This is a genomic window from Cellulosimicrobium sp. NPDC030954 (assembly GCF_055571305.1).
The window spans coordinates 83,437-99,292 of record NZ_JBVIFN010000007.1 but is presented as its reverse complement, the minus strand read 5'-3'; the positions used below and the strand labels follow the sequence as shown (position 1 = coordinate 99,292).

Genomic DNA, 15,856 nt, shown 5'->3' with positions numbered 1-15,856 from the left:
GGAGGAGGACGGCCGCCGCGAGACGCCGTGGCAGGCGAGGGCTCAGCCGCCGAACGGCCCGACGCGCACGACGGACCGGGGCCGCGAGGCGAGCTCGCCCGCCAGCTTCTGCACGTCGTCGGCCGTGACCGAGCGGATCGCGTCGAGCGACTCCTCGACGCTCAGGAGCTCGCCGTAGACGAGCTCGGCCTTGCCGAGCCGGCTCATGCGCGAGCCGGAGTCCTCGAGCCCGAGGACCATGCCGCCGGAGAGCTGGCCGATGCTGCGGTCGAGCTCGGCGCCGGTGATGCCGTCGCCGGCGAGGCGGTCGAGCTCGGCGTGCAGGAGCTCGGTCACCTCGTCGACCTTGGACGGCGCGCACCCGGCGTAGAGGCCGAACGTACCGATGCCGCCGTGGCCCGACGCGAAGGAGTACGTCGAGTACGCGAGGCCGCGCTTCTCCCGGATCTCCTGGAACAGGCGCGAGCTCATGCCGCCGCCCAGCACCGCGCTGAGCACGGAGAGCGTGAAGCGACGGTCGTCCGTCGCCGACAGGCCGGTGCCGCCGATGACGACGTTCGCCTGCTCGACGGCCCGGTGGACCGACAGCTCGACCCCCGTGGTCCCGACGTCCGCGAGGGCGGGGTCGGCGGGGTCGCGACGGGCGCGCGGCGCGGTGTCCGCGTCGAGCGACCAGCCGCCGTCGTGCAGCGCCTGGCCCACCTGTGCGACGAGCGTGTCGTGGTCGACGCCGCCGGCCGCCGCGACGACGAGCGTCTCGGGGCGGTAGTGCCACCGGTAGTGCTCCCAGACCGCCTCGCGCGGGACCGCGTTGATCGTGTCCGGGGTGCCGCCGATGGGCCGCCCGAGCGCGTGCCCGCCGAGGACGGCGGCCGCGAACTCCTCGTGCACGACGTCCGAGGGGTCGTCGTCGTTCATCGCGAGCTCTTCGAGGATCACGCCGCGCTCGGTCTCGAGCTCGTCGGGGTCCAGCCGCGCGGACGTCACCATGTCGGCGATGACGTCGACCGCCATGGGCAGGTCGGCGTCGAGCACGCGCGCGTAGTAGCACGTGTGCTCCTTGCCGGTCGCGGCGTTGGCCTCGCCGCCGACGGCGTCGAACGCCTCGGCGATGTCCATGGCCGAGCGGCGGGCGGTGCCCTTGAACAGCAGGTGCTCGAGGAAGTGCGTCGAGCCGAAGTGGCCGTCGGTCTCGTCGCGCGAGCCGACGCCCACCCACGCGCCCATCGTCGCCGAGCGCAGGCCCGGCATCGACTCGGTGAGCACGCGGACCCCGCCGGGCAGGACGGAGCGACGGATGGTCGCTCCGTCCTGCCCGGCGGTCAGCTCGGCCCCGGCGTCACCCGCCGGGACGAGCGGGAGGTCCCAGGGCACGTCAGGCGTCCGCGCCCTCGGTCGCGGGAGCGTCGGCCGGAGCCTCCTCCTCGACCACGGCGTGCAGCGAGAGCTTGCCGCGCGGGTCGATCTCGCCGATCTCGACCTGGACCTTCTGACCGATGGAGAGCACGTCCTCGACGTTCTCGACGCGCTTGCCGCCCACGAGCTTGCGGATCTGGCTGATGTGCAGCAGACCGTCCTTGCCCGGGGAGAGCGAGATGAACGCGCCGAACGACGTCGTCTTGACGACCGTGCCGACGAAGCGCTCGCCGATCTCCGGGACGTGCGGGTTGGCGATCGCGTTGATCGCCGCGCGGGCGGCCTCGGCCGACGGGCCGTCGGTGGCGCCGATGTACACGGTGCCGTCGTCCTCGATGGAGATGTCCGCGCCCGTCTCCTCCTGGATCTGGTTGATCATCTTGCCCTTGGGCCCGATGACCTCGCCGATCTTGTCGACCGGCACCTTCACGGAGATGACGCGCGGGGCGTTCGGGGACATCTCGTCCGGCACGTCGATGGCCTCGGCGAGGACGTCGAGGATCGTCAGGCGCGCGTCGCGCGCCTGCGTCAGCGCACCGGCGAGCACCGAGGCGGGGATGCCGTCGAGCTTGGTGTCGAGCTGGATGGCCGTGACGAACTCGCGCGTGCCGGCGACCTTGAAGTCCATGTCGCCGAACGCGTCCTCGGCACCGAGGATGTCGGTGAGCGCCGCGTAGCGGGTCTCACCGTCCACCGTGTCGGAGATGAGGCCCATCGCGATGCCCGCGACGGGGGCGCGCAGCGGCACGCCCGCGTTGAGGAGCGAGAGCGTCGAGGCGCACACGGAGCCCATGGACGTCGAGCCGTTGGAGCCGAGGGCCTCGGACACCTGACGGATCGCGTACGGGAACTCCTCGCGGCTCGGGAGCACCGGCACGAGCGCGCGCTCGGCGAGCGCGCCGTGGCCGATCTCGCGGCGCTTCGGGCTGCCCACGCGGCCGGTCTCGCCGGTCGAGTAGGGCGGGAAGTTGTAGTTGTGCATGTAGCGCTTGCGCGTCTCCGGACCGAGCGAGTCGATCTGCTGCTCCATGCGGAGCATGTTCAGCGTGGTGACGCCCATGATCTGGGTCTCGCCACGCTCGAAGAGCGCGGAGCCGTGCACGCGCGGGAGCACCTCGACCTCGGCCGACAGGGTACGGATGTCCGCGAGCCCACGGCCGTCGATGCGCACGCCCTCGGTGAGGACGCGCTGGCGCACGAGCTTCTTCTGCAGCGAGCGGTACGCGGCGGAGAGCTCCTTCTCGCGGCCGTCGAACCCGGCCTGGAGCTTGCCGACCATCTCGTTCTTGATCTCGTCGAGACGGTTCTCGCGGTCCTGCTTGTCCGCGATGGCGAGCGCGGCGCGCAGGTCGGTCGAGACCTCGGCCTCGACCGCGGCGAACGCGTCGTCCTGGTAGTCCAGGAAGACCGGGTACTCCTTGACCGGCTTCGCCGCCTGGGCCGCGAGCGCCGACTGCGCGTCGCACAGGGCCTTGATGAACGGCTTGGCCGCCTCGATGCCCTCGGCGACGACCTCCTCGGTCGGCGCGCCGACGCCCTCGTCCTTGACGAGGCCCCAGGCACCGTCGGTGGCCTCGGCCTCGATCATCGCGATCGCGACGTCGTCACCCACGACGCGCCCGGCCACGACCATGTCGAAGACCGCGCGCTCCTTGTCGGAGTACTTGGGGAACGCGACCCACTGGCCGTCGACGAGCGCGATGCGGACCGCGCCGACCGGGCCGGAGAACGGCAGGCCGGAGATCTGCGTCGACGCCGAGGCGGCGTTGATCGCGAGCGTGTCGTACGCGTCGTCCGGGTGGAGCGCGAGGACCGTGATGACGACCTGGACCTCGTTGCGCAGGCCCTTGACGAACAGCGGGCGCAGCGGGCGGTCGATGAGGCGGCACGCGAGGATCGCGTCCGTCGAGGGGCGGCCCTCGCGGCGGAAGAACGAGCCGGGGATGCGGCCCGCGGCGTACATGCGCTCCTCGACGTCCACCGTCAGCGGGAAGAAGTCGAACTGGTCCTTGGGGTGCTTGCCGGCCGTCGTGGCCGACAGGAGCATGGTCTCGTCGTCGAGGTACGCGGCGACGGAGCCGGCGGCCTGACGGGCGAGGCGCCCGGTCTCGAACCGGACGGTGCGGGTGCCGAAGCGACCGTTGTCGATCGTGGCCTCGGCGAACTGGATCTCGGGACCCTCCACGGGTGCCCTCCCTTTCTCGAAGCGCCGCCCGGGTAGCCCCTGTCGAGGGTTCCGGTCCGCGCCCCGGCGCGCGTGGCGCGGGGGCTCCGGTCGCACTCGACGCTCGGCGGTCTTCGATCGAGGTCCACGGCGGTTCCCGCACGATCACGTCCGGAGACGAGACCGCGGGGGTCCGTGAGCCACTACCGAGGACCGAACGAGAGGCCGGCGGCGCGGTGGGTGGTGTGCGGCTGGGTGGTGCTCAGCCGGGGTGTGACGGGTACATCACACCAGACCAGCCCGGTCCCCGCAGGGACCGGGCTGGCGGTGTCGTGTCAGCGACGCAGACCGAGGCGCTCGATGAGGCTGCGGTAGCGGTTGATGTCGACCTTCTGCAGGTAGCCGAGGAGGCGACGGCGCTGGCCGACGAGGAGGAGCAGACCACGACGGCTGTGGTGGTCGTGCTTGTGCTCCTTGAGGTGCTCGGTGAGGTCCTTGATGCGCTGCGTGAGGAGCGCGACCTGAACCTCGGGCGAACCGGTGTCGCCCTCGCTCGTCGCGTACTCGGTCATGATGCGCTGCTTCGTGGCAGTGTCGAGCGGCACGGTTCTCCTTCGGGTTCGTTGCGCGGTGCGCCGGGACGGTTCTCCCGGGGCTCTCTGGATCCGCGGCCGGTCAGACGGCGCATCGATCTTACCAGGTGGACGCGCCGCCTCGTCCCGGTCGTGCTCCGCGCGAGCCGGCGCACCACGGGGCGGCGCGCTACCCGCGCAGGAGGCCGCGCCGTCGGGCCTCGGCGACGGCGGCGGTGCGCGACGGCGCGCCGAGCTTGTCGTAGACGTGGACGAGGTGGGTCTTCACGGTCGCACGGGACAGGAACAGCTCGCGCGCGATCTCGTCGTTGGTGCGCCCCTCGGCGACGAGCGAGAGCACCTCGAGCTCGCGCGCGGTGAGCGCCGTGCCGGGGCTGCGCAGGCGGCCGAGCAGCCGCCGCTGCACCGCCGGGCCGAGCGCGACCTCGCCCGCCGCGGCGGCGCGCACGGCGGCGACGAGCTCGTGCGTCGGCGCGTCCTTGAGCAGGTAGCCGCGGGCGCCCGCCTCGACGGCCGCGAGGATGTCGGCGTCCGCGTCGTAGGTCGTCACGACGAGCACGGCGGGCCCGTCGGTCGCGACGATCTCGCGGACCGCGTCGACCCCTCCGAGCCGGCCGGGCCCGAACTGCAGGTCGAGCAGCACGACGTCGGCCCGCAGCCCGCCGCGCAGCCGCGCGAGGAGCTCCTCGGCCGAGCCGACCTCGGCGACGACGCGCACGTCCGGCTCCGCCTCGAGGACGGCGCGCAGGCCCGTGCGGACGACCGGGTGGTCGTCCGCGAGCACGACGTCGACGACGCCCGGTCCGGTCATCGCCCCTCCTCCGCGTCCTCGGCGGCCCCGAGCGGCACCCAGGCCGCCACGGCGGTGCCCGCACCGGGCGCGGACTCCACGGACAGCGTGCCTCCGAGCTCGGCGAGCCGCGCGCGCATCGCGACGAGGCCGAACCCGCCCGACGTCCCGCCCGGCACGTCGTCGGAGGGCGCGGGGAGGGCCTCCGGGTCGAAGCCGCGCCCGTCGTCGACCACGTCGAGGGCGACCGCCTCCTCCCCCGCCGCCGCGCCCGCCAGGAAGCTCAGCGTCACGGCGACGCGCGTCGCGGCCGCGTGCCGCTCGACGTTGGCGAGCGCGGACTGGGCGACGCGCAGCAGGGCGGCCTCGACGTCCGTCGGCAGCGCCACGGGGTCGCCGCTCACCTGCACGACGACGTCCGGCCCGGCACCGGACGCGCCCCCGACCGGGTCGGCCGTCGGACGAGCCGCGGTCCGGGCCGCGGTCCGCGCCGCGGTCCGGCGCAGCGCGTCGACGAGGTTCGACGACGCGAGGTCGGCGGGCGCGAGCGCACGCACGACGCGCCGCGCCTCGGCGAGGTTGTGCCGCGCGACCTCCCGCGTCTGCTCGACGTACCCGCGCGCGGTGCTGACGTCCCCGGCGTCGAGCGCGGTCTGCGCCGCGCGCAGGAGCAGCTCGGCCGAGGAGAACCCCTGGGCGAGCGTGTCGTGGATCTCGCGCGCGAGGCGTTCGCGCTCCCCTGCGACGGCGCGCTCGCGCTCGGCGGTGGCGAGCTCGTCGCGCGTCCGGACGAGCTCGTCGAGGGTGCGCTGACGCTCCTGCGACTCGCGCACGACCGCCTCCAGCGCGAGCACGACGACGACCGCCACGGCGCCGCCGATCGCCGGGCCCAGCACGAACGGCACCGCGAGGTTCGCGGTGCCGGCCCACATGACCCCGACCACGAGGAGCACGACCGCCCCGACCGCGACCGGGCCGCGGCGCGGGCCGAGCACGTGCATCGCGACGAACATGAGCGGGAACGCGACCCAGACGGCCGTGACCGAGGTCAGGCACAGGGCGACCCACAGGACCACGAGCCCGGTCACCCACGCCCCGGCGGGCCACCACGCGCCGCGCGGCGCTCCCACGTCGTCCGGGAGCGGCAGGCGGCGCCGGCCCAGGACGTAGAGCGCGAGCAGCGCGGCGCCCGCCGCGACGGCGACGAGGCCGCGCACCGTGCCGGAGGCGAGCGCCCCGGCGAGGGCGAGCGCGAGCAGGCCGACGAAGAGGACGTCCAGGCCGCGGCGCAGCCAGCGGGTGGCCGCCGGCACGACGCGTCCGCCGGGCCCGACGGGCCTGTCGGGCGCGGCGGGGGTCGAGGGCACGGCCGGGATCACGGCGACACCCTAGCCACCCGGCCCCGGCCCGGCATCGTCCGAACGGTCGATGCCCGGCTCCACCCCGCGGCGACGCAGGACCGACCGCGGCGACGATCCGCCACGGCCCGCGCCGCGGGACCGTGGAGGGACCGTCGACGGGAGAGCGCGGCCTGCGCCGCCCGCACCCCGTCCCTCACCCCACGGACCCCGGAGGTCGTCCCCGTGTTCCTCGCCCTGCGCGACCTGCGCCACGCCCGCGGGCGCTTCGCGCTCATGATCGCGGTCGTCGCGCTCATCACCTTCCTCGTCGCGTTCCTCGCCGCGCTCACGGCCGGCCTCGGCCGCGCGAGCACGTCGGCCGTGACGGACCTGCCCGCCGACCGCCTCGCGTTCGCGCCCCCGGCCGAGGGCGCCTCGCCGACCTTCACCGAGTCGGAGGTCACCGCCGACCAGCGGGACGCGTGGGCCGCCGTCCCCGGCGTGCGCGCCGCGGAGCCCCTCGGCGTCGCGACGGTGCGGGCCTCCGGCGAGACGACCGCCGCCGTCACCGCCTTCGGCGTCCGGCCGGGCTCCGGCCTGGTGCCGGGGACCTCCGGCGACGGCACGGACGTCGCGCCGGGCTCCGTCGTGCTCTCCCGCGGGGCGTCCGACGCGCTCGGCGCCGACGTCGGCGACCGGGTCAGCGCGGGCCCGCTCGACCTGCGGGTCGCCGCGGTCGAGGACGTCGAGGCCGACTTCTCCCACACGCCCGTCGTGTGGGTCTCCCTCGACGACTGGCAGGCGGTCGGCGCGCGCGGCGGCGCTGCGGGCGACGCACAGGAGGGCCCGGCCGCGACCGTCGTCGCGCTCCGGTTCGGCGAGGAGCCACCGTCGGCGGACGCGCTCGCCGCGGCCGACGCGGAGCTCGGGACCGTCACCGCGACGCCGCGCGAGGCGCGCTCGGCCATCTCCTCGTTCACCGCCGAGAACCTCTCGCTGACCCTCATGCAGGTGTTCCTCCTCGCCATCTCCGCGCTCGTCGTCGGCGCGTTCTTCACCGTCTGGACCATCCAGCGCGCCGGAGACGTCGCCGTGCTGCGCGCGCTCGGCGCCTCGACGCGCTACCTCCTGCGCGACGCGATCGGCCAGGCGGGCGTGGTGCTCGGCGTCGGCGTCGGGCTCGGCACGGCGCTCGCGGCCGGGGCGGGCCTGCTCGCGGCGCGCGTCATGCCCGTCGTCGTCGACCTCTCGACGACGCTCGTCCCCGCCGTCGTGCTCGTCGTGCTCGGCGGGCTCGGGGCGGTGCTCGCGGTGACGCGCGTCGCGCGCGTGGACCCGCACGCCGCGCTCGCGGCGCGCTGACCTGCCCCGGTCGCCGTCCCGACGCCTCCGTCACCCCTCCGACCCGGCCCCGACGCCCACCCCGAACCCGAGGAGCTCCCATGGACCTCACGCTCGACCGCATCCGCCTCGCCTACCCCGACGGCGACGGCGTCCTCGTCGCCGTGGACGACGTCAGCCTCACCGTGCCGTCCGGCACGACCACGGCGCTGCTCGGCCCCTCCGGCGCCGGCAAGTCCAGCCTGCTCGCCGTGGCCGCGACCCTCACGCCGCCCACGTCCGGCGTGGTGCGGGTCGGCGACGACGTCGTCAGCGCCCCGCTCGACGGACCCGAGGACCAGCGGGGTGCGCCAGCGGCCGGCCGCGGGTCCCGGCGTCGGGCTCGGCGCGCCGCGGACCGCGCGGCGGCCCTGCGCCGCGAGCGCATCGGGATCGTGTTCCAGCAGCCGCAGCTCGTGGCGTCCCTCACCGTGCTGGAGCAGCTCGAGCTCATGAGCCACCTGCGGGGCCGGCCCGCGGCGTCGCGCCGCGCGCACGCGCTCGCCCTGCTCGATGCGGTGGGCGTCGCCGACCGGGCGGACCGCCGCCCGGAGCACCTCTCGGGCGGTCAGCGCCAGCGGGTGGCGATCGCCCGGGCGCTCATGAACGACCCGCAGGTGCTCCTCGTCGACGAGCCCACCTCGGCGCTCGACCACGAGCGCGGCGTGCAGGTCGTGGAGCTCGTCGTGCGCCTCGCGCGCGAGCTCGACGCCGCGACGCTGCTCGTCACGCACGACGAGGCGACCCTCGACCCGGTCGACGCCCGCGTGCACCTGGCGGACGGCCGGGTCGTCGAGGCGCCGACACCCGTCTGAGCCCACCGACGCCGAGACAGCGATCCGCCGCAGGGCACGCTGCCCCTGGTGTGCTGGACGTCGCGGTCTCGCCGCAGGTCGCTCGCTCGGCGGAGGTGGGGTCAGCGCGCCGCGCGCACGTGGGTCGCGACCGCGAGCGCCAGCGCCGCCACCAGCGCCTGCGCGACGACGGCGGCCCAGCCCGCGGTGCCCACGAGGAGCGCCACCCCGAGGGGGACGGCGCCGAGGACGGCGACGTCCGGCCCCTTGCGCAGCACCGCGGCCGCGCCCGTGGGCACCCCGCCCGCGGGCGTCGCGAGCAGGGGGCCGCCCCAGTTCGGCGGCTCGCGGTAGGCGCTCCGCACGGCGGCGGCGCCCTGCACGACCGCCGCGAGCGCGCCGAGCGCGGCCCAGCGCGCGTCGCCCGTCGCGACGACGAGCGGTGCCGATCCCGCGAGCAGGCACGCGGCGGCCGTGAGCGTGGGGACGACGGTGCGCGCGAGCCGGGTCCACCGTGCGGCGAGCGGCACGAGGGAGTCGACGACGGGCGCCATCTCCGCGGTGCGCGCCCCCTCGGCGCCGAGCACCGCGGCCCCGAGGCCCGCGACGACCAGCACCGCGAAGAGGCCGAACCCCGAGCCGAGGCCGGGGACCTGCTGGGCGACGACCGTCAGCGCGCCCAGACCGACGAGCTGCGCGAGGGCGGACGGGCTGCGCCCGAGGAGCACGAGGTCGGCCGCCACGACCGCGCCGAACGCGCCCCGCACGGCGGCGAACCGGCGCGGGCGCCGGACGCGCACGCGGGCCGCCCCGGCACGACGCAGGGCGCGGCCGAGGTCGCGCGTGTCGAACGAGAGCACGGCTCCGCCCACCTGGTCGGCGACCGAGCTCTGCGCGCGCAGGACGGTCGCCCCGAGCGACTCCAGCCCGCGCCACCAGCGCAGCACGAGCACGGCCCCGACGGTGAGGAGGCCGAGCGCCACGAGGGGCGGGGCGGCGAGCGCCGGCAGCCCGGGGCGGCCCGCGACGACGAGCACGAGGCCCGCGACCGGCACGGCCGCGACGGCGACGTCGCTCGTGCGGGCGAGGGCGCCGGCCGCCCGCGGGAACGGCTGGGCGAGGCCCGCCACCGACACGAGCAGGAGCCCGAGCGCGCCGCCCGTCAGCGCCGCCCGGAGCGCGGGGGCGACGTCGAGGCCGGCGGCGACCGACACGACGACCGTCCCGACCGCGCCCAGCACACCGCCCAGGAGCACCGCGCGGACGAACGACGGCGACACCAGCCCGCGCCGGTCCGCCGGGGTGGGCACCCACCAGCGCACTCCCCCGCTGCCCGCCCCCACCGGACCGAGGCGCACGGCCGTGCCCGTGAGGAGCGCGAGCAGCGCGGCGGTCCCGAGCGCCTGGACGGCGCCCGGTCCGAGGACCACGGTTCCCGCCGCCGAGCCGGGGTCGAGCGCCGAGCGCAGCATCGAGGCGAGCCCGATCACCCAGCCGGTCGCGAGCGCGACGGACACGACGGCGTAGGCCACGTCGACGACGATCTCCCCCGGGCCCGCGTCGGCGCGCGCCGCCGCGGCACGCGCGGTCAGACGACGCAGCTCGCGTCCGGTGAGCAGCTCGTCCGGGTCGGAGCGAAGCATGTCCACCGCGCCGTCGGCGCCGTCGCGGCCCGTGCCGCGGGTCTCTCCGGGGGGTCCGCCGGGGCGCGCGCCGGTCACCGTCAGCGCACCGCCAGGAGCGCGTCGTGGGTGTCCGCCGGGTCGAGCGCGACGCACGCGTCGTCGCCGACCAGGAGGCCGCGCGCGCCCGTCCGCGCGACGAGCTCGGGGTCGTGCGTCGCGAGGACGACCGCGACGCCGCTGCGCGCGTCGTCCACGAGCAGCCCCGCGAGCCGCTCGCGCATCCCGGGGTCGAGGCGCTGCTCCGGCTCGTCGAGGACCAGCAGCTCGCGGGGCCGGACGAGGCCCGACGCGAGCAGGAAGCGGCGTCGCTGGCCCGACGAGAGCGCCGTCGGCAGCGACGCCGCCTGCTCGGCGATCCCGAACCGGTCCAGGAGCGCGTCCACGACCGCTCCCGCGCCGACCACGCCGTGGCCGCGCGCGACGAGGACGAGGTGCTCGCGCACCGTGAGCGCGGGGAAGAACGCGTCGTCGTCGAGCACGCCCGCGACGCGCGCGCGGAAGTCCCGCTCGCGCTCGTCGACCGCACGCCCGAAGGCCCGCACCGCGCCACCGAGCGGGGGCTGCAGGCCGAGCACCGTGCGCAGGAGCGTCGACTTCCCGCTCCCGTTCGCGCCGATGACGACGACCAGCTCGCCGGGGTGCACCGTGAGGTCGACGGGCGCGCACACGGCCACGTCGGCGTACCCGACGCGCAGCGCGCGCGCCTCGAGCACGGGGCCGGGTGCCGCCACCGTCAGGACCCCGGGATCGTCGCGACCGGCTCCCCGTCCGCGCCGGCGAGGATCGCGCGGGCACGGGCGACGTCGTCGTGCATCTGCGCGACGAGCGGCTCGATGCCGTCGAACCGCAGCGTGGGACGCAGCCGCTCGACCAGCTCGAGGACGACGTCCTCGTCGTACAGGTCGAGGTCCGCGCGGTCCAGGACGTACGCCTCGACCCGGCGCTCGACGCCGTCGAACGTCGGGTTGGTGCCGATCGAGATCGCGGCCGGGAGGCGGACGTCGGCGTGCTCGGGGTCGGCGCCCGCGAGCTGCGGCCGCTCCAGCCAGCCCGCGTACACGCCGTCGGCCGGGACCATGCCGCTGATCGCGCCGAGGTTCGCCGTCGGGAAGCCGAGCTCGCGGCCCCGGGCGTCGCCGTGCACGACCGTGCCCCGCACGCGGTGCGACCGGCCGAGGATGCGGGCCGCCTCGCGCACGTCGCCCGCCGCGAGCAGCGCCCGCACCCCCGTGGAGGACCAGCGCACCTGGGAGTCGCCCGGCGTGGCCTCGTCCGTGACGGGCACGCCCTGGTGCTGCCCGACGTCGTCGATCGCCACGACCTCGAAGCCGAACCGCGACCCGAGCTCGACCATGGTCTCGATCGTCCCCGCGTTGTCGCGGCCGAAGCGCACGTCGTGCCCCACGACGACGGTCCCGACCCGGAGCCCGTCGACGAGGTACGTGCGCACGAACTCCTCCGGGGTCTGGCGCGCGAACTCGAGCGTGTACTCCACGAGGAGGACGGCGTCCAGGCCCGTCGCCGCGAGCAGCTCGACCCGGTCGGCGATGCCCGTGATGAGCTCGGGCGCGCTCTCGGGGCGGTGCACGACCGCCGGGTGCGGGTGGAACGTCACGGCGACGGCGCGCGCGGCGCGCGAGCGGGCGAGGTCGACGATCCGCCCGAGCACCTGGGCGTGGCCGCGGTGGACGCCGTCGAAGTTGCCGATCGTCACGACCGACGGGCCGAAACCCGGGGGAACCTGGCTCAGGTCCGTCCACAGGTGCACGCGAGAACTCCTCCGGTGAGGGGGTGGGTCGTGCGCGCCGGCAGGGAGTCGTCGGCGCCGCTGGACAAGACTGCCACGCCCCGGCCCCGACGCCGAACCGAAGGACGTCAGGCGGGCGCGAGGACGAGCACGGGCCTCGCGAGGTCCGCGCCGCCGCGGCGCGTGTCCTCGACCAGCGCGACGAGCTCCCCGGCCGGGGAGATCGCCGCCGTCGTGCCCGGCGTCCCGGTCGCCGGGATCCACTGCCCGTACGACAGCGCCGTGGCCTCCGACGTCGAGAGGTCGCGCACGGGGAACGTCGCGCGCGCGGCCTCGGCGAGCGGCAGCGTCGCGAGGACCCCGTCGCGGTCGGCCTGGGCCTCGAGCTCCTCGAGCGTCGAGGCGACGGCGAGCCCGTACCCGCCGACGCGCGTGCGCCGCAGGGCCGTGAGGTGCCCGCCCACGCCGAGCGCGGCACCGAGGTCGCGGGCGAGCGCCCGGACGTACGTGCCGGACGACACGGTCACGGCGACGTCCACGTCCAGGGCGGGGGGCGCGTTGTCGGGCGTCTCCCCCGGCCCCACCGGGCGCACGTCGAGGACCTCGAAGCGCGAGACGACGACGGGCCGTGCCGCGAGCGCGACGTCCTCGCCCGCGCGAGCCCGGGCGTAGGCCCGCTGCCCGTCGACCTTGATCGCGCTCACCGTGCTCGGCACCTGCAGGATCTCGCCCGTGAGGTCGGCGATCCCGCGGTCGAGGTCCGCGCGCCCGACCCCCGACGCGTCGGCGCGCGCGACGACCTCGCCCTCGGCGTCGTCGGTCGTCGTGGCGGCGCCCAGCCGGATCGTCGCGTCGTAGTCCTTGTCCGCGCCCACGACGTACGTGAGCAGCTTGGTCGCCCGACCGACCCCGAGCACGAGCACGCCCGTCGCCATGGGGTCGAGCGTGCCCGCGTGCCCGACCTTGCGCGTGCCGGCGAGCCGGCGCCCGCGACCGACGACGTCGTGGCTCGTCCAGCCGCCCGGCTTGTCGACGACGACCAGACCGTCGGGCGCCGTCGGCCGCCGCGGCGCGCGGTCGCGCGGGCGCGCGGCGCGTGCGGCGGTCATCGGGGCGCCCTCGACCCGGCACGGCCCGGCGCGTCCGACGGGTGGACGGTGCACCGGACGAGCGCCGCGAGCACCGGGTCGTCGTCCGCGCGGGACGGCGCCTGGACGGCGAACAGGGTGTTGAGCAGCATCCCGTGCGCCACGAAGTCCCGCGCCTCCTCGTCGCTCGCCCCGGAGCGCGTGCGGTAGAGGTCGAACCCGCGCGCCAGGACCTCGCGCGCCCGGGCGCCGAGCACCGGGTCGGAGCCGAGCATGAACCCGTGCATGAGGACGCGGAGCTGGTCCGGGTCGGCGATGAGCCGCAGGTACGCCTCGCCCATCGCGGCCTTCGCGTCCGGGCCGGGCGGGACGGCCTCGAACTGAGCGACGATCTCGCTCGCGACGCGGTCGAACACCTCGCGGAACAGCTCCTCCTTGGTCCCGAAGAGCCGCACCACGTAGGGCTGGGACACGTGCGCCGCGCGGGCGACCTGGTCGGTGCTCGTGCCCGCGTAGCCGCCCTCCGCGAACACCGCGGTCGCGGCGTCGAGGATCTGCTCGCGGCGCTCGTCGCGCGTCATGCGCCGGGCCGGCGCGTCGGAACTCATGGTTGACAGGTTATCAGTCGATTACTAGCGTCACCCAGGTAGTAATCAATCAATGCTTACTTCCGCCTCGGAGGCCGACCATGTCACTCCCCTCGACCGACGCCCTGGCCCGACGGCCCGTCCGGCACCGGCACGACCGTCGCGGACGCGCCGGAGCGCCGCCCGCCCGCCCCGCAGGTGCCCGACCCGAGTCCCACGACGCAGCGAGCGCGCCCCGTCGCGCTCGCGCTCGTCGCCGCGTCGCTGCCCATGTTCATGGCCACGCTCGACAACCTCGTCGTCACCGGCGCGCTCCCCGTGATCTCGGAGGCGCTGCGACCGACCGTCGAGCAGCTCCAGTGGTTCGTCAACGCCTACACGCTCGCGTTCGCGACCCTCATGCTGCCCGCGGCCGCGCTCGGCGACCGCCTCGGCCGCCGCCGGGTGTTCGTCGGCGGGATCGCGCTCTTCACGCTCGCGTCGGCCGCCGCCGCGCTCGCGGACACGCCCGGCGCGCTCGTCGCGGCCCGCGCCGTCCAGGGTGCCGGCGCCGCCGCGATCTTCCCCCTGTCGCTCACGCTGCTCGTCGGCGCGGTCCCGCCCGCGCGGCGCGCGCTCGCGATCGGGGTCTGGGGCGGCGTCTCCGGCCTCGGGGTCGCGCTCGGCCCGCTCGTCGGCGGCGCCGTCGTGGAGGGCCTGAGCTGGCAGGCGATCTTCTGGCTCAACGTGCCGGTCGCGGTCGTCGCCGTGCCGCTCGTCCTCGCTGCGCTGCGCGAGTCGCTCGGGCGCCGCCAGCCGTTCGACGCCCCGGGGCTGCTCCTCGCCGGCGGCGGCGTCCTGCTCGTCGTGTGGGGCATCGTCGACGCCGAGCGGCGCGGCTGGGACTCGACGGCGACGATCGCGACCCTCGCCGCCGCGGCGGCCCTGCTCGTGCTCTTCGTCCTCCAGGAGGCGCGCAGCGCGCACCCGCTCGTCCCGCTGCGCCTGTTCCGCTCGCGGAGCTTCAGCGCGGCCAACGTCGCCAGCCTCGCGTTCGCCGTCGGGATGTTCGGCGCGGTGTTCCTGCTCACGCAGTTCCTGCAGGTCGGCCTGGGCTACTCACCCCTCGAGGCGGGCGTCCGGACCCTGCCGTGGACGGCCGCACCCATGGTCGTGGCCCCGCTCGCGGGCGCGCTCGCGTCCCGGGTCGGCGTGCGCCCCCTCGTCGTCACGGGCCTCTCGCTGCAGACCGTCGCGCTCGGCGGGATGGCCCTCCTCGTGGACGCCGACCCCGCCGCGTACGGCGCGCTCGTCCCGGCGTTCGTGCTCGCCGGCGTGGGCATGGGGCTCACCTTCGCGCCCCTCGCGACGGCGGTGCTCGCCGGGGTCGGGGAGGCGGACCACGCGACGGCGAGCAGCGTCAACGCGACGCTGCGGGAGGTCGGCGTCGCGCTCGGGGTCGCGGTGCTGACCGCCGTCTTCCTCGCCGCGGGCGGCGCGCTGACACCGGCCGCCTTCGCGACCGGCCTGGTGCCGGCCCTCGCCGTCGGTGCCGCCGTGCTCGCCGTCGCCACCGCGGGCGCGCTCCTCCTCCCGCGCGGCACGGGCCGCTGACCGGAGGCCGGGACGCAGGCACAGCGCCCGTCCGGTCGGGGGACGGCCGAGGGCCGGTGGCGGCACGCGCTGCGTGTCGCCACCGGCCCTCGGTGCGGTGCGCGGTCGGAGGTCAGCCCTCGGCCGACTCCGCCTCCTCGTCGCTCGTCCGGTACGGGTCCGCGTCCCCGGCGAAGGTCTTGCCCTCGCGCAGGGCCGCGAGCTCGGCGTCGCGACGGCGCGCCTCGACGAGCGCGGCGTCGAGGTGCGCCGCCGTCTCCGGGACGGAGTCGAGGTGGAACTCGATCGCCGGCGTCAGGCGGATCCCCGTCTGCTTGCCGACCTCGGACCGGATCAGGCCCTTGGCGCTCTCCAGCGCGGCTGCCGTCCCGGCGCGCTCCTCGTCGGTGCCGTACACGGTGTAGAACACGGACGCGTTCTGCAGGTCACCGGTGACGCGCACGTCCGTCACGGTGACGAACCCGAGGCGCGGGTCCTTGATCCGCGAGTCGAGCATCTGCGCGACGATCTCCTTGATGCGGTCGGCGAGCTTCCTCGCCCGAGGGTGGTCGACCATGGCTTCTTCCTTTCGTGCCGAGCGTTCCGGCTACGGTCCCGACGACCGTACGCCGAACGGTCCCCGTCGGCCGGGCGGGACGGGAGACGAACGCCCGGGGGCGGCCACGGACCGTGACCGCCC

Annotated in this window: 14 protein-coding genes; 3 read left to right on the top strand and 11 right to left on the bottom strand. The window is 76.1% G+C overall.

The window, feature by feature from the left end:
- Nucleotides 1-42: 42 nt before the first annotated feature.
- From ACZ402_RS14690 to ACZ402_RS14670, 5 genes are all read right to left on the bottom strand, one after another.
- A complete protein-coding gene (locus tag ACZ402_RS14690; RefSeq protein ID WP_375824403.1) occupies nt 43-1,374 on the bottom strand; it encodes a M16 family metallopeptidase in 1,332 nt (443 codons plus the stop codon).
- A 1-nt stretch (nt 1,375) separates the two neighbouring features.
- Nucleotides 1,376-3,601 carry a polyribonucleotide nucleotidyltransferase gene (locus ACZ402_RS14685; RefSeq protein WP_053371618.1) on the bottom strand — a complete coding sequence of 742 codons (2,226 nt, stop codon included), beginning with the start codon at nt 3,599-3,601 and terminating at the stop codon, nt 1,376-1,378.
- A gap of 314 nt (nt 3,602-3,915) precedes the next feature.
- Entirely contained in the window at nt 3,916-4,185 is a 270-nt protein-coding gene (gene rpsO / locus ACZ402_RS14680) for a 30S ribosomal protein S15 (RefSeq protein WP_021479897.1), read from the bottom strand.
- Nucleotides 4,186-4,342: 157 nt separating this feature from the next.
- The gene (locus ACZ402_RS14675) at nt 4,343-4,984 is read right to left on the bottom strand and encodes a response regulator transcription factor (RefSeq protein WP_375824402.1); all 642 of its coding nucleotides are present in this window, start codon (nt 4,982-4,984) and stop codon (nt 4,343-4,345) included.
- Nucleotides 4,981-6,342, bottom strand: a complete 1,362-nt coding sequence (locus ACZ402_RS14670; protein WP_375824401.1) for a sensor histidine kinase — start codon at nt 6,340-6,342, stop codon at nt 4,981-4,983. The genes ACZ402_RS14675 and ACZ402_RS14670 overlap by 4 nt, the downstream gene beginning before the upstream one ends.
- A gap of 204 nt (nt 6,343-6,546) precedes the next feature.
- Here ACZ402_RS14670 and ACZ402_RS14665 point away from each other — a divergent pair, with 204 nt between their 5' ends.
- Both ACZ402_RS14665 and ACZ402_RS14660 read left to right on the top strand, forming a co-directional pair.
- A complete protein-coding gene (locus ACZ402_RS14665) occupies nt 6,547-7,665 on the top strand; it encodes an ABC transporter permease (protein WP_375824400.1) in 1,119 nt (372 codons plus the stop codon).
- A gap of 80 nt (nt 7,666-7,745) precedes the next feature.
- A complete protein-coding gene (locus ACZ402_RS14660) occupies nt 7,746-8,498 on the top strand; it encodes an ABC transporter ATP-binding protein (RefSeq protein WP_375824399.1) in 753 nt (250 codons plus the stop codon).
- Nucleotides 8,499-8,599: 101 nt separating this feature from the next.
- Here ACZ402_RS14660 and ACZ402_RS14655 read toward each other — a convergent pair whose 3' ends face one another.
- The 5 genes from ACZ402_RS14655 to ACZ402_RS14635 form a co-directional block, all read right to left on the bottom strand.
- Complete coding sequence (locus tag ACZ402_RS14655) at nt 8,600-10,120, bottom strand: DUF6297 family protein (protein ID WP_375824398.1); 1,521 nt, start codon at nt 10,118-10,120, stop codon at nt 8,600-8,602.
- An 80-nt stretch (nt 10,121-10,200) separates the two neighbouring features.
- On the bottom strand, nt 10,201-10,893 hold the full coding sequence (locus tag ACZ402_RS14650) for an ABC transporter ATP-binding protein (protein WP_375824397.1): 693 nt from the start codon (nt 10,891-10,893) through the stop codon (nt 10,201-10,203).
- A gap of 2 nt (nt 10,894-10,895) precedes the next feature.
- A complete protein-coding gene (locus ACZ402_RS14645) occupies nt 10,896-11,930 on the bottom strand; it encodes a bifunctional riboflavin kinase/FAD synthetase (RefSeq protein WP_375824396.1) in 1,035 nt (344 codons plus the stop codon).
- 107 nt (nt 11,931-12,037) lie between these two features.
- On the bottom strand, nt 12,038-13,018 hold the full coding sequence (gene truB / locus ACZ402_RS14640; protein WP_375824395.1) for a tRNA pseudouridine(55) synthase TruB: 981 nt from the start codon (nt 13,016-13,018) through the stop codon (nt 12,038-12,040).
- Nucleotides 13,015-13,605 carry a TetR/AcrR family transcriptional regulator gene (locus ACZ402_RS14635; protein WP_375824394.1) on the bottom strand — a complete coding sequence of 197 codons (591 nt, stop codon included), beginning with the start codon at nt 13,603-13,605 and terminating at the stop codon, nt 13,015-13,017. The genes truB and ACZ402_RS14635 overlap by 4 nt, the downstream gene beginning before the upstream one ends.
- 177 nt (nt 13,606-13,782) lie before the next feature.
- On the opposite strand from ACZ402_RS14635, the gene ACZ402_RS14630 reads away from it, so the two are divergent.
- Nucleotides 13,783-15,177, top strand: coding sequence for an MFS transporter (locus tag ACZ402_RS14630; protein WP_375824393.1), 1,395 nt, complete (start codon nt 13,783-13,785; stop codon nt 15,175-15,177).
- 112 nt (nt 15,178-15,289) lie between these two features.
- On the opposite strand, the gene rbfA is transcribed toward ACZ402_RS14630, so the two are convergent.
- The gene (gene rbfA, locus ACZ402_RS14625; RefSeq protein ID WP_375824392.1) at nt 15,290-15,733 is read right to left on the bottom strand and encodes a 30S ribosome-binding factor RbfA; all 444 of its coding nucleotides are present in this window, start codon (nt 15,731-15,733) and stop codon (nt 15,290-15,292) included.
- Nucleotides 15,734-15,856 lie beyond the last annotated feature (123 nt).